This window comes from Siccirubricoccus phaeus, from assembly GCF_008360935.1.
Classification (GTDB): Bacteria; Pseudomonadota; Alphaproteobacteria; order Acetobacterales; family Acetobacteraceae; genus Siccirubricoccus; species Siccirubricoccus phaeus.
Genome location: NZ_SRXO01000018.1, coordinates 41,989 through 63,200 on the forward strand (window position 1 = coordinate 41,989; position 21,212 = coordinate 63,200).

Annotated in this window: 18 protein-coding genes; 9 read left to right on the plus strand and 9 right to left on the minus strand. The window is 72.2% G+C overall.

The features are described 5' to 3' along the window. Nucleotides 1-142 precede the first annotated feature (142 nt). Nucleotides 143-403, plus strand: a complete 261-nt coding sequence (locus tag E5N76_RS21705; RefSeq protein ID WP_149539419.1) for a hypothetical protein — start codon at nt 143-145, stop codon at nt 401-403. A 21-nt stretch (nt 404-424) separates the two neighbouring features. Here the strand turns inward: E5N76_RS21705 and E5N76_RS21710 are convergent, their stop codons facing one another. Next, on the minus strand, nt 425-952 hold the full coding sequence (locus E5N76_RS21710; protein ID WP_149539420.1) for an RNA polymerase sigma factor: 528 nt from the start codon (nt 950-952) through the stop codon (nt 425-427). A gap of 345 nt (nt 953-1,297) precedes the next feature. After that, nucleotides 1,298-2,965, minus strand: a complete 1,668-nt coding sequence (locus tag E5N76_RS21715; RefSeq protein WP_149539421.1) for a formate--tetrahydrofolate ligase — start codon at nt 2,963-2,965, stop codon at nt 1,298-1,300. Nucleotides 2,966-3,067: 102 nt separating this feature from the next. On the opposite strand from E5N76_RS21715, the gene E5N76_RS21720 reads away from it, so the two are divergent. Together E5N76_RS21720 and E5N76_RS21725 are read left to right on the plus strand one after the other, a co-directional pair. Next, nucleotides 3,068-3,274 carry a DUF1289 domain-containing protein gene (locus E5N76_RS21720; protein ID WP_149539422.1) on the plus strand — a complete coding sequence of 69 codons (207 nt, stop codon included), beginning with the start codon at nt 3,068-3,070 and terminating at the stop codon, nt 3,272-3,274. A gap of 282 nt (nt 3,275-3,556) precedes the next feature. Next, the gene (locus E5N76_RS21725) at nt 3,557-4,207 is read left to right on the plus strand and encodes an OmpW/AlkL family protein (RefSeq protein WP_235907815.1); all 651 of its coding nucleotides are present in this window, start codon (nt 3,557-3,559) and stop codon (nt 4,205-4,207) included. A 350-nt stretch (nt 4,208-4,557) separates the two neighbouring features. On the opposite strand, the gene E5N76_RS21730 is transcribed toward E5N76_RS21725, so the two are convergent. The 3 genes from E5N76_RS21730 to E5N76_RS21740 all read right to left on the minus strand — a co-directional run bounded on the left by E5N76_RS21730 (nt 4,558) and on the right by E5N76_RS21740 (nt 7,822). Next, nucleotides 4,558-5,310: a 3-oxoacyl-ACP reductase family protein gene (locus E5N76_RS21730; RefSeq protein WP_149539424.1), complete on the minus strand. Its 753-nt coding sequence runs from the start codon at nt 5,308-5,310 to the stop codon at nt 4,558-4,560. Further along, the gene (locus E5N76_RS21735) at nt 5,307-6,665 is read right to left on the minus strand and encodes a formimidoylglutamate deiminase (protein WP_149539425.1); all 1,359 of its coding nucleotides are present in this window, start codon (nt 6,663-6,665) and stop codon (nt 5,307-5,309) included. The genes E5N76_RS21730 and E5N76_RS21735 overlap by 4 nt, the downstream gene beginning before the upstream one ends. 248 nt (nt 6,666-6,913) lie before the next feature. Next, nucleotides 6,914-7,822, minus strand: a complete 909-nt coding sequence (locus E5N76_RS21740) for a lipid kinase (protein ID WP_235907816.1) — start codon at nt 7,820-7,822, stop codon at nt 6,914-6,916. Nucleotides 7,823-7,854: 32 nt separating this feature from the next. Between E5N76_RS21740 and E5N76_RS21745 the strand changes: the two genes are divergently transcribed. Genes E5N76_RS21745 through hutH form a run of 4 tightly spaced genes read left to right on the plus strand, consistent with a single transcriptional unit; the run spans nt 7,855 to nt 12,609 of the window. After that, nucleotides 7,855-8,562: a phosphatase PAP2 family protein gene (locus E5N76_RS21745; RefSeq protein ID WP_149539426.1), complete on the plus strand. Its 708-nt coding sequence runs from the start codon at nt 7,855-7,857 to the stop codon at nt 8,560-8,562. After that, the gene (locus tag E5N76_RS21750; protein ID WP_149539427.1) at nt 8,543-9,424 is read left to right on the plus strand and encodes an alpha/beta fold hydrolase; all 882 of its coding nucleotides are present in this window, start codon (nt 8,543-8,545) and stop codon (nt 9,422-9,424) included. Before E5N76_RS21745 ends, E5N76_RS21750 begins: the two co-directional genes overlap by 20 nt. A 9-nt stretch (nt 9,425-9,433) precedes the next feature. After that, on the plus strand, nt 9,434-11,101 hold the full coding sequence (gene hutU, locus E5N76_RS21755; protein ID WP_149539428.1) for a urocanate hydratase: 1,668 nt from the start codon (nt 9,434-9,436) through the stop codon (nt 11,099-11,101). Next, a complete protein-coding gene (hutH, locus tag E5N76_RS21760; protein ID WP_149539429.1) occupies nt 11,098-12,609 on the plus strand; it encodes a histidine ammonia-lyase in 1,512 nt (503 codons plus the stop codon). The genes hutU and hutH overlap by 4 nt, the downstream gene beginning before the upstream one ends. A gap of 6 nt (nt 12,610-12,615) precedes the next feature. On the opposite strand, the gene E5N76_RS21765 is transcribed toward hutH, so the two are convergent. Further along, nucleotides 12,616-13,014, minus strand: coding sequence for a VOC family protein (locus E5N76_RS21765; RefSeq protein WP_149539430.1), 399 nt, complete (start codon nt 13,012-13,014; stop codon nt 12,616-12,618). A 377-nt stretch (nt 13,015-13,391) separates the two neighbouring features. On the opposite strand from E5N76_RS21765, the gene hutI reads away from it, so the two are divergent. Together hutI and E5N76_RS21775 are read left to right on the plus strand one after the other, a co-directional pair. Next, complete coding sequence (gene hutI / locus E5N76_RS21770; RefSeq protein ID WP_149539431.1) at nt 13,392-14,585, plus strand: imidazolonepropionase; 1,194 nt, start codon at nt 13,392-13,394, stop codon at nt 14,583-14,585. After that, on the plus strand, nt 14,578-14,985 hold the full coding sequence (locus tag E5N76_RS21775) for a PaaI family thioesterase (protein ID WP_149539432.1): 408 nt from the start codon (nt 14,578-14,580) through the stop codon (nt 14,983-14,985). Before hutI ends, E5N76_RS21775 begins: the two co-directional genes overlap by 8 nt. Nucleotides 14,986-15,069: 84 nt before the next feature. Here E5N76_RS21775 and E5N76_RS21780 read toward each other — a convergent pair whose 3' ends face one another. From E5N76_RS21780 to E5N76_RS21790, 3 genes are all read right to left on the minus strand, one after another. Beyond that, nucleotides 15,070-16,161, minus strand: coding sequence for a PQQ-dependent sugar dehydrogenase (locus E5N76_RS21780; protein ID WP_149539433.1), 1,092 nt, complete (start codon nt 16,159-16,161; stop codon nt 15,070-15,072). A 543-nt stretch (nt 16,162-16,704) separates the two neighbouring features. Next, nucleotides 16,705-17,034, minus strand: coding sequence for a thioredoxin TrxA (trxA, locus tag E5N76_RS21785; RefSeq protein WP_149539434.1), 330 nt, complete (start codon nt 17,032-17,034; stop codon nt 16,705-16,707). Nucleotides 17,035-17,433: 399 nt separating this feature from the next. After that, complete coding sequence (locus tag E5N76_RS21790) at nt 17,434-21,108, minus strand: UvrD-helicase domain-containing protein (RefSeq protein ID WP_149539435.1); 3,675 nt, start codon at nt 21,106-21,108, stop codon at nt 17,434-17,436. Nucleotides 21,109-21,212 lie beyond the last annotated feature (104 nt).

Genomic DNA, 21,212 nt, shown 5'->3' on the forward strand with positions numbered 1-21,212 from the left:
TCCTGTTCACTGAACATAACATCACATTTTCGTGCTTGCGCCCTCGCAGCGAACCCCATACTCCGGGTTTCACTCCCCTCCCCCAGGTTGCCGCCCCCGTATGCCCAGCCCGCCCAAGCCCCGCGAGACCGGCCCCAGCGGCATGCCGCCCGAAGGCGGCGTGTCGGATGCCGTCTCCGCCCCGGGCAGGGCCGGCAGCGCCGGGCGCCCCGGCACCGCCGGCCCCCTTCTGCCGCCGGAGACCGCCGCCAGCATCGCCCCGCCGCAGGAGGACGCCGCTTTCGACCGCTGGCTGGGGCAGCAACTGCGCAGCCTGCATGCCCATGTGCTGGCGGAGCCGCCGCCTTCCGCCATGCTGCGCCTGCTGCAACCGGGCCACAGCCAGCCCGGGCCGAAGGGCTGAACCACAAGCGAGGGGGCGCCGCTACCGCACATTGCCCCCGGGCGTTCCCGGATCCTGCCCCAGCGCCCGCCGCAACTGGTCCCGCGCGCGGGAGAGGCGGGAGCGCAGCGTGCCCGGCGGCACGCCGAGCACCCGCGCCGCATCGGCATAATCCAGCCCCTCCACCACCACCACCCACAGCGCTTCCCGGTGCAATGGCGAGAGCAGGTTGAAGGCCGCCGCCACATCCCGCATCGCCTGGCGCTCCTCCTGCCCGCCGGAGACCGGCGCATCCGGCAGCGTTTCCGGATGCACCATCGGGCTGCGCGCCGCCCGGCGCAGCGCCGCCGCGCGCGCATGCCGCAGGATGGTGAAAAGCCATGCCCGCAAATTCGTCCCGCGCTGGAATTGCGTGCGCGCCGCGATGGCCCTGACCAGCGTTTCCTGCACCAGGTCATCCGCCAGGTCCGGCTGCCGCACCAGCACACGCGCGAAGCGACGAAGCCTTGGAATCTCCGCCGCGACTGCCGCAGCAAAGGCTTCCGCTTCGGGCGCCTCGTGCTCCACCATGCGTCTCGGCAATGCCCCCGGCCGCACGCCCCATCGCGTGCGGCGCGACACTATCCGAAAGCCGGAGGTTATGCGGCAGTGCGGGAGACACCCTTGCGTGTAACGCCGCCGTTTTCGCTGCACGCTTACGTGGGATCGGCCGCTCTTCGTCGCGCGACGGGAGAATTGGCACAGCGTAGGGCGCGCAATGCTTTCACGCAGACGTCAGGCACCACTTCATCGTTACTGACGGCACGAAATTCAACTTGCCGATGCCGGCGGCTTTGCCGCCCGAGCCTGTGTGAGTCCTGGGAAAGGCAGCGCCAAGGGCGGCGCGGCGCCAGGCCATGACCCCGCAAGGAAGGGTCAGAACAGCCCCTCGATGCGGCCTTCGGCATCCAGCCCGATGCCCTCCGCCGCCGGCCGCCGCGGCAGGCCGGGCATGGTCATGATCTCGCCGCACACCGCGACGACGAAGCCGGCGCCGGCGGAAAGCCGCACCTCCCGCACCGGCAGCACATGGCCCGAAGGCGCGCCGAGCTTCGTCGCATCGGCGCTGAAGCTGTACTGCGTCTTCGCGACGCAGACCGGCACCTCGCGAAAGCCCTGCGCCTCGAAGCGCTGCAGCCGCGCCGCGACGGCAGGCGGCATCTGCACCTCCGCCGCGTGGTAGATCTCCCGCGCGATCACATCCAGTTTCTCGATCAGCGGCAGGCGGATGTCATAGAGCGGGTGGAACCGCGCCTCGCCCGCTGCCAGCCGCCGCTGCACCGCGCGCGCCAGCTCCGCCGCGCCCGCCGCGCCATCCGCCCAATGGGTGCAGAGCACCGCCTCCGCGCCCAGCGCCGCCATCGCCGCCTGCACCGTCGCGATCTCCGCGGGCGTGTCGGTTGTAAAAGCGTTCAGCGCCACAACCACGGGCAGGCCGAATTTCCCCATATTCTCGACATGCCGCGCCAGGTTCACCATGCCGGCCTTCAGCGCCGGCACATCCTCCCGCCCGAGATCGGCCTTCGCCACGCCGCCATGCATCTTCAGCGCCCGGATGGTCGCGACGATGACGCAGGCATCCGGCGCCAGCCCCGCGCTGCGGCATTTGATGTCGAGGAATTTCTCGGCGCCGAGATCGGCGCCGAACCCCGCCTCCGTCACCACCACATCGGCGAGGGAAAGGCCGAGCCGCGTCGCGACCACGCTGTTGCAGCCATGCGCGATATTCGCGAAGGGCCCGCCATGCACCAGGGCGGGCGAGCCCTCCAGGGTCTGCACCAGATTCGGTGCCAGCGCATCGCGCAGCAGCGCCGCCATGGCGCCATCCGCCTTGATGTCGGCGGCGGTGACGCTGCGCCCGTCCCGCGTCGTCGCCAGGATCATCCGCCCCAGCCGCGCCTGCAGGTCCGGCAGATCCTTCGCGAGGCAGAACACCGCCATCACCTCGGAGGCGACGGTGATGTCGAACCCATCCTCCCGCGGCACGCCCTGGGCGGCGCCGCCGAGGCCGAGCACCATGTTCCGCAAATTGCGGTCGTTCATGTCCATCGCCCGCCGCCAGGTCACGCGGCGCGGATCGATGCCCAGCTCATTCCCCCAATAGAGGTGGTTGTCGAGCATCGCCGCGGCGAGGTTGTTGGCGCTGGTGATGGCGTGGAAATCGCCGGTGAAGTGGAGGTTGATGTCCTCCATCGGCGCCACCTGCGCCCTTCCGCCGCCCGTCGCCCCGCCCTTCACCCCGAAGCAGGGGCCGAGCGAAGGCTCGCGCAGGCAGATCATCGTCTGCGTGCCCAGCGCGTTCAGCGCATCGCCGAGGCCGATGGTGGTGGTGGTCTTGCCCTCCCCCGCCGGCGTCGGGCTGATGCCGGTCACCAGCACCAGCTTGCCGCGCTTGCCGCCGCCACGGACGGCGAAGTCGAGATCGACCTTCGCCTTGGTCTTGCCATAGGGGATCAGCGCGTCCTCGGGGATGCCGGCGCGGGCGGCGATCTCGCCGATCGGCAGCAGGGTCGCGGCGCGCGCGATCTCAAGGTCGGTGGCCATCGGACTCGGTGCCTCCCGGGCGAAAGCTTCGCGCTTATCGCCCCCGGCGCGGCCAGGCAAGCCAGGCTCGCTTCCCCGACTCGCACCTCCCATATGCAGGGAATGGCGAGCCCCTGCATCGATGTCTGCCGCTATGACGAAACCACCGGCTGGTGCCAGGGCTGCGGCATGACCCGCAAGGACAAGAAGCACTGGAAGAAGGAGAAGGAGCGCCGCCCGGCGATCCGCGCCGCGCTGCCGGAGCGGCTGGCGGCGCTGCAAGCCGCCGGCCTGCCGACCGGCGAGGCGGCGGCGAAGAAGAAGAAGTAGCTCGCCGCCTCGCCGGGCGGCACGCGCCCTCGCGGCGGAGTGGCGGCCGGAATACATCAGCGCCGCGCTCGGGAATTGGTTTCGATTGAAACTTGATCCGCATCAAGGCCGAGCCTCGCCGGCGCGCCTACACGACGATCCGGCGGCGCCGAGCGTCGCCTGGCACGGGGTCGCCCGGGGCGTGTTCGCCAGGGGGCGCGAACCCCGCGACCAAACAAGCGCCGGGGCGAGCCGCGCGAGCGATGGCGCGCCCCGGGCACGGATGCGGAAGCCATGGGCAAGATGATCAGGAGCGTTCTCGGCGGCATGGCGATCGCCGCTTCCCTCGCCGGCGCGGCGATGGCCGAGGACGGCGTGCGCGGCAAGCAGGCGGGCGATTTCGTCATCGGCCTCGGCGCCATCGGCGTGCTGCCGGCCAATAGCGGCGGCGACATCAGCAGCATCGGCGGCAAGGTGCATGCCTCGGACAGCGCCAGCCCGCAGCTCGACTTCACCTATTTCGCCACGCCGAACATCGCCTTCAACCTGATCGCCGCCACCACCCAGCACGACATCGATGCGCGAGGCTCGGCGGCAGGGCGCACCCTTTCGCTCGGCCATGTCTGGGCGCTGCCGCCCACCCTGACCATGCAGTACCACCCCTTCCCCGCCTCGCGCTTCAGCCCCTATGTCGGCGCCGGCATCAACTACACCTGGTTCTACGGCTATGGCGGCCATCGCGACGCCATCGTCAACCGCGTGCGCGTCGACTCCGCGCCGGGATTCGCCCTGGTGGCGGGGCTGGATTACGAGATCGCGCCGAACTGGCTGGCCAATATCGACGTGAAGAAGATCTTCCTCCGCCCCACCGCCAGCGTGAACAGCGGCGCGATCAATGCCCGGGTGAATCTGGACCCGCTGATCGTCGGCGCCTCCATCCGCTACCGGTTCTAGAGCGTGACCGCCTGAGGTGGACTCACCGAGAGGCGTGAATCACGCGATCAAGTCAAATGACCAGAGCGGGGTGGGTGAGCGGAGCTCAACCCGGCCCGCTCTCGCCGAAGGGCGGAACGCCCGGAAGCGGGGAGTCGCACGCTGAAGCAACACGACCATGCTCCGCGCATCTTCCCCGCGGAGCATGGTCGAAGCACAGGATCGCCGGGACGGCACGCCCCGGCCCAGGAGCGCTGGCGGCGGACATGCCGCGGCGCGTCGCTCACACGGCAAAGCAAAGGACCGGGGCGGGATGCGGGCGAAGACCCGTGCCACGCACCGGCGAGCGGCATCTCTCCGGATGGCGGCGCTCAATGCATCACGTCGCCGCCATTCGGGGAGAGCGTCGCACCGCAATAATAGTCGCCGCCCGGCCCGGCCAGCAGCAGCGCCGTGGCGGCGATCTCCTCCACCTTGCCCAGCCGCCCCATCGGCAGGGTGGCGACGATGCGCCTGCGCCACTCCACCTGGTCGCGGTTCAGGTCGGTGTCGATCGGGCCCGGGGCGATGGCGTTCACCAGCACGCCCTTCGGCGCCGCCTCATAGGCCAGGGCGCGGGTGAAGCCGATGATGCCGGCCTTCGCCGCACAATAAGGCGCGGCATTCGGCCCGCCCTTCAGCGCGAGCTGCGAGGCGATGTTGATGATCCGCCCGAAGCCGCGCGTGACCATGCCGCCATAGACCGCCTGGGCCATGAAGAACATGCCCTTAAGGTGCACGTCGATGACACGGTCGTAGCTCGCCTCGGTGAAGCTCTCGAAGGGGCCGCGGATGTTGATCCCGGCATTGTTCAGCAGGATGTCGCAGGGGCCGAGCGCCGCCTCCGCCGCCGCGGCGAAGGCGCGGGTGGCGGCGGGGCCGGCCACGTCCACCTCCTGCGCGAAGGCGCGGCGGCCGCGGGCGGTGACGGCCTGCACCAGCGTCGCGGCATTCTCCGCGTCGCCCAGATGGCAGATGGCGACATCCGCCCCCGCCTCTGCGAAGGCCAGGGCGCTGGCCCGGCCGATGCCGCGGCTGCCCCCCGTGACATAGGCGATCTTCCCGGTCAGCACCGCTTGGCTCATTCCAGCAATCTCCGCATGGCGCGGCGATACTCCCCGAACACCTGCTCCCGCGCCAGATGCCGGCCGGCTTCCACCACGCGGCGGCCGCCGGCGATGACGGTGCGGATGGGGTTGTGCTGGCCGGAGAACACCCACCCGTCCAGCAGCGCGTCGCCGTCCAGGCCGATCAGCGTCGGGTGGTCCGGGTCCAGCTCGATCAGGTCGCAGCGCAGGCCCGGCGCGATGGCGCCGACCGGGCGGCCCATGGCCGCGGCACCGCCGGCGAGCGCGGCCTCCAGCAGGAAGCGGCCGGGGTTGGGCAGCGCCTCGCTGGCGGCGATGGCGCGGGCCTGGCGCAGCAGGCGCTGGCCGGTTTCCAGCAGGCGCAACTCGTCCCGCGCGGAGATGCCGACATGGCTGTCCGTGCCGACGCCGAAGCCGCCGCCAGCGGCCAGGTACTCGGCCAGCGGGAAGAAGCCGTCGCCGAGCGAGGCCTCGGTGCTGGGGCAGAGGCCGGCGATGGCGCCGCTGCGGGCCAGGGCGGTGGCTTCCTCCGCCGTCATGTGCGTGGCATGCACCAGGCACCAGCGCGCATCCACCGGCAGGTTGGCCAGCAGCCATTGCACCGGCCGCGCGCCGGTGGCGGCAAGGCATTCCGCCACCTCCCGCGGCTGCTCGGCGATGTGGATGTGGAGGGGTCCGGGCTCCGCCGCCACGGCGCGCAGCATCTCCGGCGTCACGGCGCGCAGGCTGTGCGGCGCCATGCCGGTGGCGGAGTGCGGGTCGCCCGCGGTCGCGGCGCGGCAGGCGGCGAGGATGCGCTGCCATCCGTCCAGCTCGTTCAGGAATCGCCGCTGCCCCGGCGCCGGCGGCTGCCCGAAGATGCCGCCATGCCGGTAGAGCACCGGCAGCAGGGTGAGGCCCATGCCGGTGCGGCGCGCTGCGGCCAGGTTGCGCAGCACCATCTCCGCCGGCTCCGCATAGGGCGTGCCGTCCGGCTGGTGATGGAGGTAGTGGAATTCGGCGAGGCTCGTGAACCCCCATTCCAGCAGCTCCACCTGGAGCTGGGCGGCGATCGCCTCCGCCTCCTCCGGCCCCAGGCGGTCGAGGAAGCGGTACATCGTCTCCCGCCAGGTCCAGAAACTGTCCTGGCCGCCCGCGCCGCGGCGCTCCGTGGCGCCGGCCATGGCGCGCTGGAAGGCGTGGCTGTGCAGGTTGGGCACCCCGGGCAGCACCACGCCGGAAAGGCGGGGCAGCGCGCCGGCGGGCTGGTCCGGCGTGACCGCGGTGATGGTGCCGGCGGCATCGGCGGCGATGCGCACCTGCGCGGCCCAGCCGGTGGGGAGCAGGGCAGTGGCGGCGTGGAATTCAGGCATGGCAGGAGGATAGGGAAAGCGTCGCGGAGAAAGAATGGGGGCTTCGCCCCCAAACCCCCACCGGGGGCGCTGCCCCTGGACCCCGCCGGTGGTTGCCGGCAGTGCCGGCAACCCCCTCCCCGGACCCCGGTCCGAGTCTGCTGGTTGAACCTGCCGACTCTGACCGGGGTCCGGGGCCAGGTCCTGGCCCCGGCGGAGGTGCAGGAGGCGGAGCCTCCTGCTGGGGTTCGGGGGCAAAGCCCCCGCCCCTACGGCGCCAGCACCCGCAACACCCCCGGCCGCACCCGGAATCTCGCCGGCGTCCAGGCCGCCAGCTCCCCATCCGTGTTGATCGGCCTTCGCTTCCGCGTCCGCAGCTCCAGCGCCGTGGTGCGGAAGGCCCGCACCTCCCGCCACTGCCCCTGCGTCCCCTTCCGCAGCCAGGGCAGCAGCGCCACCAGCTCCCACCAATGCGCCAATTCCAGGCTGTACACATCCAGCACGCCGTCATCCGGCCTGGCATCCTCCGCCACCGTCATGCCGCCGCCATGGTGCTTGCCGTTGCCCACCGAGACCTGGATGGTCTTCACCTTCACCCGCACCCCGTCATGCGTCAGCCAGGCGGTGAAGGGCCGCGCCCGGCGCAGCAGGCGGAAGGCCGCGATGGCGTAGCCCAGCCGGCCGAAGCGCCTTTTCGCCTCCGCCTTCAGCTCCGCCGCCAGCTCGGCGCTGAAGCCGATGCTCGCCACGTTGAAGAAGGGGTGGCCGTTCACCTCGCCCAGGTCCAGCCATCGGACCGTCCCCGAAGCCGCCACCTGCGCCGCCTCCGCCAGGTCGAAGGGAATGCCGAGGCTCCGCGCCAGGTCGTTCGCCGTGCCGAGGGGGAGGATGCCGAAGGGCAGCCCCGCCTCCAGCAGGCCGGGGATGGCGGCGTTCAGCGTGCCGTCGCCGCCGCCGAGGATGATCCGGTCCACCTCCGGGCAGGCGGCCAGCCCGGCGCGGATCGCGCCGGCGCAGCCCAGCCCCTCGGGCGGGGCGAAGGGCGCCACTCTCAGCCCCACGGCCTCCAGCGCGGCGCGCGCGGCTTCCGCCGCCCCTTCGCCCTGCCGGGCGCGACGGTTGACGATGAGCAGCGCGGTCGGGATGGTCCCCCTCCTTTCCCTGTTGCGCCCCGGCAACCGCCGGGGCCGTGATGAGTTGCCACCGCCGCATGCAGAATCCGGTGAAGAATTGGCTGGGCCAGGCCTCGGTCCTGGCCGCGCTTGCCGTCTGCGCCGGCGGGCTGCTCGGCTTCCTCCTGCTGGCGGAATGGGCGCAGGGAGAGCCGCGCAGCTTCGACACAGCCCTGCTTCTGGCGCTGCGCCGGCCGGATGGCCAGCCCATCGGCCCCTCCTGGCTGCTGGCGACGATGCGGGATCTGACGGCGCTGGGCGGCATGGCGGTGCTGAGCCTGGCCGGGCTGCTGGCGCTCGGCGCCCTGCTGCTGCGCCGGGCCTGGCGGGCGGCCTGGCTGCTGCTGCTGGCGCTGCCCGGCGGCATGCTGCTGAACACCCTGCTGAAGCAGGGCTTCGACCGGCCGCGGCCGGAGCTGGTGGACCGGCTGACGGAGGTGCAGACGGCCAGCTTCCCTTCCGGCCATGCCATGCTCTCCGCCATCGGCTACCTGACCCTGGGGGCGCTGCTGGCCGGGGCGACGCGGCGGCGGCGGGAGCGGAGCTACATCCTCGGCGCCGCCGTCACGGTGACGCTGCTGGTCGGCGGCAGCCGGGTCTTCCTCGGCGTCCATTGGCCGAGCGACGTGCTGGCCGGCTGGTGCCTGGGCGCCGCCTGGGCCATGGGATGCTGGCTGCTGCTGCGGGGCGGGCCAGGCTATCATCCGCCGCGGGAGGGCACGGATGATGACCGAGATCCGCCATGAGACCGTCACCGCCAACGGGCTGCGTTTCCATGTCGCGCGCGCCGGGGCGGGCAGGCCGCTGCTGCTGCTGCATGGCTGGCCGGAATTCTGGCTGACCTGGGAGCCGGTGATGCAGCGCCTCGCCGGCCGTTTCGCGCTGGTGGCGCCCGATCTGCGCGGCTTCGGCGCGACGGAGAAGCCCGACCCCGGCCCCTCGGACAAGGCCGGGCCGGAGGTGCATGCGGCCGATATGCTGGCGCTGCTGGACGCGCTGGGCCTGCCGAAGGTGGGCCTCGTCGCCCATGATGTCGGTGGCCCCGTCGGCCAGGTGCTGGGCCGCCAGGCGCCGGAGCGGTTCCAGGGGCTGTTCTTCTTCGACTGCCCCTATCCGGGCGTCGGCCCCCGCTGGGCGGAGCCGGGGCACCTGACGGAGATCTGGTACCAATTCTTCCACCAGAAGGAGTTCGCCGCCGCTTTGGTGGGCTCCTCGCGGGAGGCCTGCCGATTGTATTTCGGCCATTTCCTCCGCCACTGGTCGGCCGGCAACCCGGCTGCCTTCGACGATGTGCTGGAAGCGTGGGTGGATAATTTCATGGCCCCCGGCAATCTCCAGGGCGGCTTCAATTGGTATATCAGCCAGAACGCCAGCCGCATCGCCATGATGCGCGGGGAGCTGGCGCCGCCGCCCCCCGTCACGGTGAAGACCTGCATCCGCTGGGGCGCGCTGGACCCGGTGCTGAAGGCCGAGTGGTCCGACCGGCTGCCGGAATTCTTCGCCGACCTGGATGCGGCGGTGCTGCCGGGGGTGGGGCATTTCCCCCATCGCGAGGATCCCGACCGCGCCGCGGCGGAGATCGCCGCCTTCTTCGACCGCATCTGGTAGTCTCCCCGCATGCAGGACCGATTCCGCAACGCCCCCGCGATCCGCGCCCCGCGCGGCCTCGACCGCACCGCGAAGCACTGGACAACGGAAGCGCCGCTCCGGATGCTGATGAACAACCTGGACGATGAGGTGGCCGAGAAGCCCGGCGAGTTGGTCGTCTATGGCGGCATCGGCCGGGCGGCGCGGGACTGGCAGAGCTACGAGACCATCTGTTCCGTGCTCCGCCGGCTGGAGGAGACCCAGACGCTGCTGGTGCAATCCGGCAAGCCGGTCGGCGTGTTCGAGACGCACAAGGACGCGCCGCGGGTCCTCATCGCCAACAGCAACCTCGTCCCCCGCTGGGCGAGCTGGGAGCATTTCTCCGAGCTCGATCGCAAGGGGCTAATGATGTACGGGCAGATGACGGCCGGGAGCTGGATCTATATCGGTTCCCAGGGGATCGTGCAGGGCACCTACGAGACGTTTGCGGAAGCCGGGCGCCAGCATTTCGGCGGCAACCTGGCGGGGCGCTGGATCCTGACCGGCGGACTTGGCGGCATGGGCGGGGCGCAGCCCTTGGCGGGCGTCTTCGCGGGGGCGGCGATCCTTTGCGTCGAATGCCAGCCTTCGCGGATCGAGAAGCGGCTGGAGACGAAATACCTCGACCAGCGCGCGGATGATCTGGACAGTGCCCTGGCGATCATCCGGCGCGCGACCGCCGAGAAGCAGGCCATCTCCGTCGGCCTCCTCGGCAACGCGGCGGAGGTGTTCCCGGAACTCGTCCGCCGCGGCATCACGCCTGACATCGTCACCGACCAGACCAGCGCCCACGACCCCGCCAATGGCTACCTGCCGGCCGGCTGGACCCTGGCGGAATGGGAGGCGAAGCGGGAGAGCGACCCGGCCGCCGTCGCCGCCGCCGCCAGGCGTTCGATGGTCGCGCATGTCCAGGCGATGCTGGACTTCCAGGCGCGCGGCGCCGCGGTGCTGGATTACGGCAACAACATAAGGCAGATGGCGAAGGAGGAAGGGCTGGCGAATGCCTTCGGCTTCCCCGGCTTCGTCCCCGCCTATATCCGCCCGCTCTTCTGCCGCGGCATCGGCCCCTTCCGCTGGGCGGCGCTCAGCGGCAACCCGGAGGACATCTACCGGACGGATGCGAAGGTGCGGGAGCTGATCCCGGACGACCCGCATCTGCATCGCTGGCTGGACATGGCGCGCGCCCGCATCAGCTTCCAGGGTCTGCCGGCGCGCATCTGCTGGGTCGGGCTCGGCCAGCGGGACCGGCTTGGCCTCGCCTTCAACGAGATGGTGGCGAAGGGCGAGATCGGCCCCATCGTCATCGGCCGCGACCATCTGGACAGCGGCAGCGTCGCCTCCCCGAACCGGGAGACCGAGGCGATGCGCGACGGCTCCGACGCCGTCTCCGATTGGCCCCTGCTGAATGCGCTGCTGAACACCGCCTCCGGCGCCACCTGGGTTTCGCTGCATCATGGCGGCGGCGTCGGCATGGGGTTCAGCCAGCATGCCGGCATGGTCATCGTCTGCGACGGCACGGAGGATGCAGCGCGGCGGCTGAAGCGGGTGCTGTGGAACGACCCGGCGACCGGCGTGATGCGCCACGCCGATGCGGGCTACGACATCGCGCTGGACTGCGCGCGGGAGCATGGCCTCGACCTGCCGGGGATTCTGCGATGATCGTCCCTGGCGAGGCGGGCCTCACCGCGCTGCGCGCCATCATGGAGGGCGCACCGCTGGCACTGGCGGAAGGCTGGCGCGCCACGGTCGAGGCCAGTGCCGCCGCGCTGGAAGCGCGCATGGCCACCGGCGAGGCGCTCTACGGCGTCAACACCGGCTTCGGCAAGCTGGCCGGAACGCGCATCCCGGCGGCGCAGCTTGCCCAGCTTCAGCTCAACCTGGTGCGCAGCCATGCCGCCGGCACCGGGCCGCTGCTGCCGGCGCCGGTGGTGCGGCTGATCCTGGCGCTGAAGGCGCTGTCTCTGGCCCGCGGCGCCTCCGCCGTGCGGCCGCAGGTGGTGGAGGCGCTGCTGGCGCTGCTCGCCGCCGACATCACCCCCGCCATCCCGGCCCGCGGCTCGGTCGGCGCCTCAGGCGACCTCGCACCGCTCGCCCATCTCTCCCTGGTGCTGATCGGTGAGGGCGAGGCTTTCGTCGAGGGTCAAGTGGTGCCCGGCACGGAGGCGTTGCGGCGTGCCGGTGTCGCGCCCCTGGCGCTCGGCCCCAAGGAAGGCCTGGCCCTGCTGAACGGCACCCAGGTCAGCACCGCCTTGGCCCTCGCCGCCCTCTTCGCTGCCGAGGATTTGCTGCGCACCGCGCTGCTGGCCGGCGCGATGAGCGTCGATGCCGCCCGCGGCAGCGACACGCCCTTCGACCCGCGCATCCATGCGCTGCGCAACCAGCCCGGCCAGATCCGCGCCGCCGCCACGCTGCGTGCCCTGCTCGCCGGCAGCCAGATCCGCGAGAGCCACCGCGAGGGCGACCCGCGCGTGCAGGACCCTTATTCCCTGCGCTGCCACCCCCAGGTCGCCGGCGCCTGCCTGGACCTGCTCGGCCACGCGGCCCAGGTGCTGGAGCGCGAGGCCAACGCCGTCACCGACAACCCGCTGGTGGTGGAGGGCGGCCCAGGGGGATATGACATCCTCTCCGGCGGCAATTTCCATGCGGAGCCGGTGGCCTTCGCTGCCGATGCCATCGCGCTCGCCCTGGCCGAGCTCGGCGCCATCAGCGAGCGCCGCATCGCCTTGCTGGTGGACCCCGTCCTCTCCGGCCTGCCCGCCTTCCTGGTGCGGGAGGGCGGGCTGAATTCCGGCTTCATGATCGCCCAGGTCACCGCCGCCGCGCTCACCGCCGAGAATCGCGCTTTGGCCGCGCCCCGCAGCGTGGACAGCCTGCCGACCAGCGCGAACCAGGAGGACCATGTCAGCATGGCCACCGGCGCCGCGCTGCGCCTGCACGACATGGCGGACAATCTGGCCGGCATCCTTGCCGTGGAGCTGCTCTGCGCCGCCCAGGGCTTCGAATTCCACCGCCCGTTGCAATCCAGCGAGGTGCTGGAACGCGCCCATGGGCTGGTGCGCGGCGTCGCCGCCGCCTGGGACGCGGACCGCGCCATGGCACCGGACATGGCGGCGGTGAAGGCGCTGGTGGAACGCGGCCGCTTCGCCGCGCTGGTGGAGATGGCGTAGGCCGGTTCAGGCGCAGTTGAGCTGCCAGGAGATGCCGAACCGGTCGGCGACCCAGGCGAAGAGGGTGCTGAAGCCGTAATTCCCCACCGGCATCATCTCCTTGCCGCCCTCCTTCAGCCTCTCGCTGAGCTGCCGGACCTCCGCCTCCGAGCTGCATTCGACGAAGAAGGAGAAGGAGGGGGTGAAGGTGAAGCCGTGCTTCACGAAGCTGTCGCTGCAGCGCACCGTCTGCCCGCAGATGGTGAAGCGCGCGTGCTTGATCGTGCCTTCCGGCCCTGGTTCACCTGGCCCGTAGCGCGTGATGTCCTCGATGCGTCCGCCGGGGAAGACGGAGAGGTAGAATTCGAGTGCGGCCGAGGCTTGGCCCTCGAACATCAGGAACGGCTCGATCGAGCGCGATGCCATGCTGGGTCCTCCCTGCCCTCCAGGCCGGTCGGCCGAAGGCGCTTTCAGGCGCCTTCGACACTCACGGGGCCCCCGCGAAGCTGGCTTCGCGGGGTGTGGGGCGAAGGCGATCATTCGCGAGGGCCATGGTCCGGCTTGCGTGTCAAGGACGAAGCCGCGCGTCGTGCGGACAGCACGCCTCCGGCGCGACGCGCGGTGCGCCTTCGGCGCATCCTTGACACGCGAACCGGACCATGGCCTGGGCTTGAGGTGCGCTCGACGAGGTCGAGCGCACGCAGGAGCGTGCCTCGACCGACGAAGCGCCAGCCGCAACAGCCCAGATTTGCTCTAACCTAGCCGGCAGAGGCCAAGCGGATACAAGTGCGGAGCGGAACCCGATGTTCGATCGCGTCTGGCTGAACGCCCACCTCGCCACGATGGACGACGACGCCCTCGGCCTCGTCGAGAACGGCGCCGTCGCCGCGCGCGACGGCCGCATCGCCTGGGTCGGCCCCCGCGCCGCGCTCCCAGGCCCCGCCGCCGAGACCATCGACTGCAACGGCGCCTGGATCCTCCCCGGCCTCATCGACTGCCACACCCATCTCGTCTTTGGCGGCGACCGCGCCGACGAGTTCGAGCGCCGCCTCGCGGGCGAGGATTACGCCGCCATCCTCGCCGCCGGCGGCGGCATCCTCTCCACCGTGCGCGCCACCCGCGCCGCCAGCGAGACCGCGCTCATCGCCACCGCCACGCCCCGCCTCGACGCCCTGCTGGCCGAGGGCGTCACCACCATCGAGATCAAATCCGGCTACGGGCTGGAGCGGGAGACGGAGCTCCGCCAGCTCCGCGCCGCCCGCCGCCTCGGCGCCACGCGGCCCGTCTCCGTCGTCACCACGCTGCTGGCCGCCCATGCCGTGCCGCCCGAATACAAGGGCCGCAGCGCCGACTATGCGCGCCTGGTGGCGGAGGAGATCCTTCCCGCCGCGCGCGGCCTCGCCGATGCGGTGGATGTCTTCCATGACCCCCTCGCCTTCAACGATGCGGAGACCCGCCTGGTGCTGGACGCCGCCCGGCGCCTCGGCTTCCCCGTGAAGCTGCATGGCGACCAGCATGGCGATGTCGGCAGCGCCGCCCTCGGCGCCCGGTACGGGGCGCTCTCGGTGGACCATCTGGAACATGCCAACGCCGCCGGCCTCGCCGCCATGGGCGCGGCCGGCACCACCGCCGTGCTGCTCCCCGGCGCCACCTACTTCCTGCGCGACGCCACAAGGCCCGACATCGCCGCCATGCGCCAATCCGGCGTGCGCATGGCGCTCAGCACGGATCTCAACCCCGGCTCCTCCCCGGCCCGCTCGCTGCTGCTCATGCTCAATCTCGGCTGCACCCTGTTCCGCCTGACGGTGGCCGAGGCGCTGCGCGGCGTCACGGTGAACGCCGCCGCTGCCCTCGGCCTCCCGGATCGCGGCCGCCTCGCCCCCGGGCTGCGCTGCGACCTTGCCCTGTTCCGCATCGCCCGGCCCGCCGAGCTCTGCTACTGGATCGGCGGAAACCCGTGCATCGGCCGGGTGCTGGAGGGGATCGCCCATGCCTGACCTGCAGGAGATGCAGGCCATCATCCATCGCGGCGTGCCGCTGGCCGCCGCCTGGGGGGTGGAGCTGCTCTCGGCCGAAAACGGCACCGCCCTGCTCCGCCTGCCCTTCCGGGAGGAGCTGCTGCGCCCCGGCAACACCGTCTCCGGCCCCGCCCTCATGGGCCTCGCCGATGTGGCGATGTGGGCGGCGCTGCTCTCGGTGACCGGGGGGCGGGACGAAAGCGTCACCTCCTCCATGCAGGTCACTTTCCTGCGGCCGGTCGGGGCACGCGCGGTGCTGGCGGAATCGCGGATCATCAAGCGCGGCAGGCGGACGATCTACGGGGAAATCCTGCTGCGGGCGGAAGGCAGCGAGGAGCTCTGCGCGCACATCACCACGCATTGGGTGGTGATCGTGTAGCCTGCTCCCACCGCGCGCGGGGGCGCTGCCCCCTGCACCCCCGCCGGGGGGTGGACCACCCCCCGGACCCCGGTGTGAGTTGGCTCAGTTCGGGCGCAGGCGCAGTACCCGGCCACGGGCCTCGTCGGTCAGGATGTAGAGCAGGCCATCCGGCCCCTGCAGCACCTGGCGGAAGCGGGCCATGCCGGCCAGCAGCTCCTCCTCCCCGGTCACCCGGTCGCCCTCCGTGCTCAGCCGCACCAGCACCGGCGGGTTCAGCCCGGCGACGAACAGGCTGCCACGCCAGGCCGGGAACGCCTCCCCGGTATAGAAGGCGATGCCGGAGGGGCTGATGGAGGGCGTCCAGTTCTTCACCGGGTCCGCCATGCCGGGGCGGGAGAGATCCTCGGCAATGCGGCTGCCGTCGTAATCCACGCCGCGCGTCACCACCGGCCAGCCGTAATTCGCCCCGGGCTTCAGGATGTTGATCTCATCCCCGCCGCGCGGGCCGAATTCCGCCTCCCACAACGCGCCGGTCCAGGGGTTGAAGGCCAGGCCCTGCGGGTTGCGATGCCCCAGGGTGAAGATCTCCGCCCGCCAGCCCGGCCGGCCCGAGAAGGGGTTGTCCGCCAGCGGCGCGCCGTTCCGCGCCAGGCGCAGCACCTTCCCCGCCAGATCGTCGCCCTTCTGCGCCCGGTCCCGGCTGTAGCGTTCGCCGGTCGAGAGGTACATCGCCCCGTCCTGCCCGAACACGATGCGGCAGCCGAAGTGGTTGCGGCCGGAGCTTTGCGGCGGCGTCGCATCCAGGATGGGGGTGGCGGAGTCCAGTGCCGAGGCCCCGGCATTCAGCCGGGCCCGCACCAGCCGGGTCAGCGCGCCGCCCTGCACCAGGGCGGAATGGCAGAGGTAAAGCTCCCGCGTCGTAGCGAAATCCGGCGCCGGGGCAATGTCCAGCAGCCCGCCCTGGCCCCGCGCCTCCACCGGCGGCACGCCGGCCAGAGGGGCGGACACGGCGCCCTCGCGGCCGACCAGGCGCAGCCTGCCGGGGCGTTCGGTGACCAGCAGCCGGCCATCCGGTAGGAAGGCGCCGCCCCAGGGCCGTTCCAGCCCGGTGGCGAAATCCTCCAGGCGGAAGCCGGTCTGGGCGGCGGCCGGGAGGGCGAGGAGGAGGGCGAATAGAAGGGAAAGGACGCGCATGGCGCGGAAATGGGGCGGCGAGGCCGGGCTGCCACCCCTACCCCAACCCTCCCCCGCCAGCGGGGGAGGGAGGGCGTCACCCCCTCTCCCGCCTTGCGCGGGGGCCGAGGTAGGGGCCACGCCACCCCTGCTAGAGCAGATCCCCGGAGGCGTGAATCTGCTCTACAACCCATAAGCTAGAGCGGTTTCGCGCTGCACAGTCAGCGTGAAACCGCTCTAGTGTCCCGCTTCCGAAGTCCTGCGGACTTCGTTCTCGGGCAACTAGCTCTTGTTTTCAGTGGCCTGCTTGTCCACTGCCTTCGCTGGAAATCCAGCGAACTTCGCGGGCAGAACACTAGCGGTAAGGGGGGAGAACAGCGCCCCCTCCCCCCACTCCGCGGAGGAGGGTTGGGGTCGGGGTGCAGCCATCTGGCTACCCCTGCCCCCTGCCCACACCGGACCGCCCGTTGCCCCGCCGCGGCTTTGCCGTGGCGGGCTGTGCGAGTCATCGCCCCGCAAGCGACTCCGGGGCCCCCATGGCGTTGCGCAGCAACGCCATGGGGATCAACCGATCTGCCCCGCGATCCAATCCTTCAGCGCGCCCTTCGGCATGGCGCCCACCTTGGTGTCCAGCAGCTTGCCGTCCTTGAACAGCAGCATGGTCGGGATGCCGCGCACTGCGTACTCGTTCGGCGTCATCGGATTCTCGTCGATGTTCACCTTCGCAACGGTTAGCTTGCCCTCATATTCCTTGGCGATGTCGTCCAGGATGGGGCCGACCATCCGGCAGGGGCCGCACCATTCCGCCCAGAAATCGACGAGCACGGGGCCGGACGCGCCGAGCACATCCTGCTTGAAGGTCTCGTCCGTCACGGCCTTGGTGAGTTCGCTCATGTCTTTCACGCCTCGCTGTGGGGCAGCCGCCAGCAGGCCGGGCTGCCCCAGTCCCGTCACAAAGTCGGTGTGCCGGGCGCCCGGGTCAAGGCTGGTAACAGGAGGGGGCGGTCATGCCGCCGACGCATGCGCCCCATCCGGCGACGCCCCCACCGTCCTGGAACCCGGCGCCTGGAGCAGCGCCCGGTCGGGCAGGCCCGTGCGGGACTCCACCCGACCTTAGATCGCGCCAGCGCGGGCCGCGTTCACTCGCCCTGGCGCATCCCGCGCCGCGGACTCGTCGCGTGGCAGGAATTCGCGCCGCCGGCCATGCCGCGCATGTCGCAACAGGGTCCCGGTGATGGCGGGTTCGTCCTGGCCAGGGTCCCGGCACGCCGCAGACCCTTTTGCGACAGGCTCTTACGCCGGCTCCCCGGGCGCATGCAGGTCCAGCAGCTCGTCCGGCAGGGGCATCAGCCGCGCCCCATGGGTCCAGACCAGGGTGCATTCCACAAGCCGGCCCGGGAAGGCCTGCCGCAGCACCGCCCGGTAGGCCGCCATCTGCCGCAGGTAGAGCGGCGCCACCTGCTCCGGCCGGGTCGGCGGCGGGCGGTTGGTCTTGAAGTCCAGCACCAGCACCCGCTCGGGCGCCACCACCAGCCGGTCCACCTGGCCGGCGATGAGCCGCCCGCCGACCCGCCCCGCCAGCGGCGCCTCGGCCAGGCTGCCGGGGGCGAAGGCGGCCTGCATGGCAGGCTCGGCCAGCAGGGCGAGCACCTCGGCCAGGGTCTCCGCCTGTTCCTCGGCCGAAAGCCCATGGCCGGGACGGGCGAGGAAGCGCCGCGCCGCCGCCTCCCGCGCCTCCGCCGCCTGCTCCGGCAGATGCTGCAGCAGGGCGTGCACCAGCCTGCCGCGGCGGAAGCGGCGTCCCTCCGGGTCGGCCTCGCCATGCGGGGCGGCGGGAATCTGCTCCTCCCCCGGCAGGGCGGAAGGCGCGATGGCGGCCTCCGCCGCCTCCGGCGGCGCCGGCCGGGTCGCCCAATCCGGCAGCGGCCCTGCCTCCGCCTCTGCCGCCACGGGCGTATCCGGCACCGCCGGCCGGTCCTGCCCGCAGGCGAAGCGGAAGCCCATGCCGTCGCCGAAATCCGCCGCCGCCGGCGCGCCCAGCGCGGCCATGTCGAACCGCGTTTCCTCCGCCCCGGGCAGCCGGCGGAATCCGCCCTGCACCAGCCGGTACCAGGGCTTCGGGTCCTTGCCCCAGCCGCAGAGGATCAGCCGGTCCTCCGCCCGGGTCAGCGCCACGTACAGAAGCCGATTCTCCTCCTCGGCCCGCTTGCGGTCGTCGGCGACGCGGGCGGCAAGGAAGGCCGGCGCCTGGAAGCTCTTGTTCGGCGCCCAGAGCGGCAGGGGCAGCCCGTCCTTCTCCAGCCAGCGGATCGCCTCCCCGCCCTGCCCGGCCCCGACATCGGCGAGGATGACGATCGGCGCCTGCAGCCCCTTGGCGTTGTGCACCGTCATGATGCGCACCGCCTCGCCGCTGCCCTCCGCCTCCCGCTTCACCTCGGCGCCGCCCTGCCGCAGCCAGTGGAGGAAGCCTTGCAGGCTGGGCGGGTGGCGCGCCTCATGGTCCAGCGCGGCGTTCAGCAGCTCGTCCAGCACGTCGGCGGCTTCCGGCCCGAGGCGCGCCAGGATGCGCGCCCGGGCGGGGGAGCCGTCCATCGAGGCCTCCCCCAGCGCCTCCGCCAGCAGCGCATGCGGGGTGACGAGGTCGGCGCGGTCCGCCAGCCGCGCCAGCCAATCGGCCGCCAGCGCCGCGGTATCCCCGGCCGAGGCTGCCCGGTGCGCCATCAGCGCCCCCCAGAGCGAGCCCGGGCGGCCATGCGCCAGCGCCAGCAGCGCCTCCTCCGAAAGCCCGATCAGCGGGCTCTTCAGCAGGGCGGCCAGTTGCAGATCATCCTCCGGCAGCAGCAGCACGTCGCACAGCGCCATGAGGTCCATGACCGCCAGATGCTCGACGAGCTTCACGCGGGAGACGCCGGCGACCGGCACCTGCCTGGCCTTCAGCGCCCGCACCAGCAGCGGCACCAGCGCGACATTGGCCTGGCGCCGCAGCAGCACCAGCACATCGCCGGGGCGGACGGGGCGGCCGCGGGCCGGCAGCATCTCCGTGCCCACCATGCGGGCGATGCGCTCGGCGAGGGTTTCGGCCATCAGCGCCTCGGCGCTCGCCGCCGCCTCGGGCTCTGTCGGCACCACCCAGCTCGGCGGGGCGGGGGTGTCGATCGGGCGCAGCAGCGGCCAGAGCTCCACGCTGCCGGCATGGCCGGCGCGGTCCGGCAGATGCCGCAGCACCTCGCCCGGCGGCACCACCCCGTCGCGGGCCGGCCCTTCGGCGAAGACCGCATCCACCAGCGCCAGCACCGGCGCGGTGGAGCGGAAGGAGACGTCGAGCTGCACCGGGCGGAACTCGCCGCCGCCGGCCAGCACCTTGGCCATGTAGTGGCGGCGCCAGGTGGCGAAGCCCTCGGCATCGGCGCCCTGGAAGCCGTAGATCGCCTGCTTGATGTCGCCCACGGCGAAGATGGTGCGGCGCGGCATCTCGTCCGGCCCGGGCTCCGGGGCGCCGAGGCCGGGCTGCGGGCGGCCGGGGCCGCGTTGCGGCAACGCCGCATCAGATTCACGTTGCGGCAGTGCCGCGCCAGGCCCGCCCTGCGGCAACGCCGCACCAGACTCACGTTGCGGCAGTGCTGCGCGAGGCCCGCCCTGCGGCAACACCACGCCAGACCCGCGTTGCGGCCATTCGGCGCCGAGCCCAGCGAAGAACTCCCCGGTCAGCGCCGCGGCGATGCCCCATTGCGCCGGGTTGCTGTCCTGCGCCTCGTCCAGCAGCACATGATCCAGCCCGCCATCCAGCTTGAACAGCACCCAGGCGCTGCCCGGGTCCTGCAGAATCCGCCGCACATGGTCGATGAGGTCGCCATAGCCCAGCAGCCCGGCGCTCCTCTGCCGCGCCTGGCTGCGGCGGAGGATGGGCACCGCAAGCGCCAGCAGCGCGGCGGTGGCGGCGGCCAGCCGGCAGCCGGCGCGCCGCTCCTCGAGGCGCAGTAGGCGCTCGCCCTCGGCCGTCAGCGCCGCCTGCACCTCGGCCAGCCGCGCGCCCACCTGCTTGGTGGCCATGGTGCTGGGGGCACGGGTGGTGCCCTTGTCGGTCAGGAAGATGTTGCACCACTCGGCGAAGCGGGCGGCGCGGTCCTCCGGGTGGCAATCCAGCCAGGCGGCGATGCGGCCGGCCCTGGCCTGGTCGTTCTCGTTCCGGCTGGCGCCCAGCAGGCTGGCGGCGAGGCGCAGCGGCGCCTCCTCCAGCAGGCAGCCCTCCGCCGCCAGCAGCTCGGCCTCGTCCAGGCTCTCCGGCACCTCCAGCGCGGCGGCGAGGCGGAGGCGCAGCCCCTCGGTGGAATTCACCCCGGCGAGGCAGGATTCCAGCTTCTCCCGCGCCCGGTCCTCCAGCAGGGCGCGGGAGACATCGGCGAAGGCATCGGCCGAGGCGATGCCGGCGAGCAGGGCCAATTCCCGGGCGACGCCATCGGTACCGGCCAGCACGGCCTCGCGCGCCTCGGCCAGCAAGGCGCGGGCATCCTGCTCCTCCAGCACGGAGAATTGCGGCGGCAACCCGGCTTCCAGCGGGAAGCTGCGCAGCAGGGACTGGCAGAAGGCGTGGATGGTGGAAATGCGCATGCCGCCCGGCATCTCCAGCACCTCCACCAGCAGGGAGCGGGCGCGGCGGCGCAACGCCTCCCCGGGCGGGGCACCGGTCAGGCGGCGGAGCTCGGCATCCAGGGCGGGCTCCTCGGCCACCGTCCATTCGCCGAGGCGCTTGCGGAGGCGGGCCTGCATCTCGGCGGCGGCGGCGCGAGTGAAGGTGAGGCAGAGAATGCGGCCAGGGGCCTGGGCGGGGTCCAGCAGCAGGCGGAGGACGCGGTCGATGAGGACCTTGGTCTTGCCGGAGCCGGCGGAGGCATCGACCCAGGCGGAGGCCAGGGGGTCGGAGGCCTGAAGCTGACGCTCCTGGGCGCGGTCGCGGGCGGAGAAGCTCATGCGCACGGCCCCTGAAGCGATGGGGGCTCCGCCCCCATACCCCCGGCAGGGGCTCTGCCCCTGCACCCCGCCGGGGGGTGGACCACCCCCCGGACCCCGGTGTG

Excerpts from the sequence above, each read along its gene's own strand:
- E5N76_RS21710 (WP_149539420.1), bottom strand. The coding sequence starts at position 952 with ATGGTGGAGCACGAGGCGCCCGAAGCGGAAGCCTTTGCTGCGGCAGTC.
- E5N76_RS21780 (WP_149539433.1), bottom strand. The coding sequence starts at position 16,161 with ATGCGCGTCCTTTCCCTTCTATTCGCCCTCCTCCTCGCCCTCCCGGCC.
- trxA (WP_149539434.1), bottom strand. The coding sequence starts at position 17,034 with ATGAGCGAACTCACCAAGGCCGTGACGGACGAGACCTTCAAGCAGGAT.
- E5N76_RS21750 (WP_149539427.1), top strand. The coding sequence starts at position 8,543 with ATGACCGAGATCCGCCATGAGACCGTCACCGCCAACGGGCTGCGTTTC.
- E5N76_RS21720 (WP_149539422.1), top strand. The coding sequence starts at position 3,068 with ATGGCGAGCCCCTGCATCGATGTCTGCCGCTATGACGAAACCACCGGC.
- E5N76_RS21725 (WP_235907815.1), top strand. The coding sequence starts at position 3,557 with ATGATCAGGAGCGTTCTCGGCGGCATGGCGATCGCCGCTTCCCTCGCC.
- E5N76_RS21715 (WP_149539421.1), bottom strand. The coding sequence starts at position 2,965 with ATGGCCACCGACCTTGAGATCGCGCGCGCCGCGACCCTGCTGCCGATC.
- E5N76_RS21705 (WP_149539419.1), top strand. The coding sequence starts at position 143 with ATGCCGCCCGAAGGCGGCGTGTCGGATGCCGTCTCCGCCCCGGGCAGG.
- E5N76_RS21775 (WP_149539432.1), top strand. The coding sequence starts at position 14,578 with ATGCCTGACCTGCAGGAGATGCAGGCCATCATCCATCGCGGCGTGCCG.
- E5N76_RS21735 (WP_149539425.1), bottom strand. The coding sequence starts at position 6,665 with ATGCCTGAATTCCACGCCGCCACTGCCCTGCTCCCCACCGGCTGGGCC.
- E5N76_RS21765 (WP_149539430.1), bottom strand. The coding sequence starts at position 13,014 with ATGGCATCGCGCTCGATCGAGCCGTTCCTGATGTTCGAGGGCCAAGCC.
- E5N76_RS21790 (WP_149539435.1), bottom strand. The coding sequence starts at position 21,108 with ATGAGCTTCTCCGCCCGCGACCGCGCCCAGGAGCGTCAGCTTCAGGCC.
- hutH (WP_149539429.1), top strand. The coding sequence starts at position 11,098 with ATGATCGTCCCTGGCGAGGCGGGCCTCACCGCGCTGCGCGCCATCATG.
- hutI (WP_149539431.1), top strand. The coding sequence starts at position 13,392 with ATGTTCGATCGCGTCTGGCTGAACGCCCACCTCGCCACGATGGACGAC.
- E5N76_RS21745 (WP_149539426.1), top strand. The coding sequence starts at position 7,855 with ATGCAGAATCCGGTGAAGAATTGGCTGGGCCAGGCCTCGGTCCTGGCC.
- E5N76_RS21730 (WP_149539424.1), bottom strand. The coding sequence starts at position 5,310 with ATGAGCCAAGCGGTGCTGACCGGGAAGATCGCCTATGTCACGGGGGGC.
- hutU (WP_149539428.1), top strand. The coding sequence starts at position 9,434 with ATGCAGGACCGATTCCGCAACGCCCCCGCGATCCGCGCCCCGCGCGGC.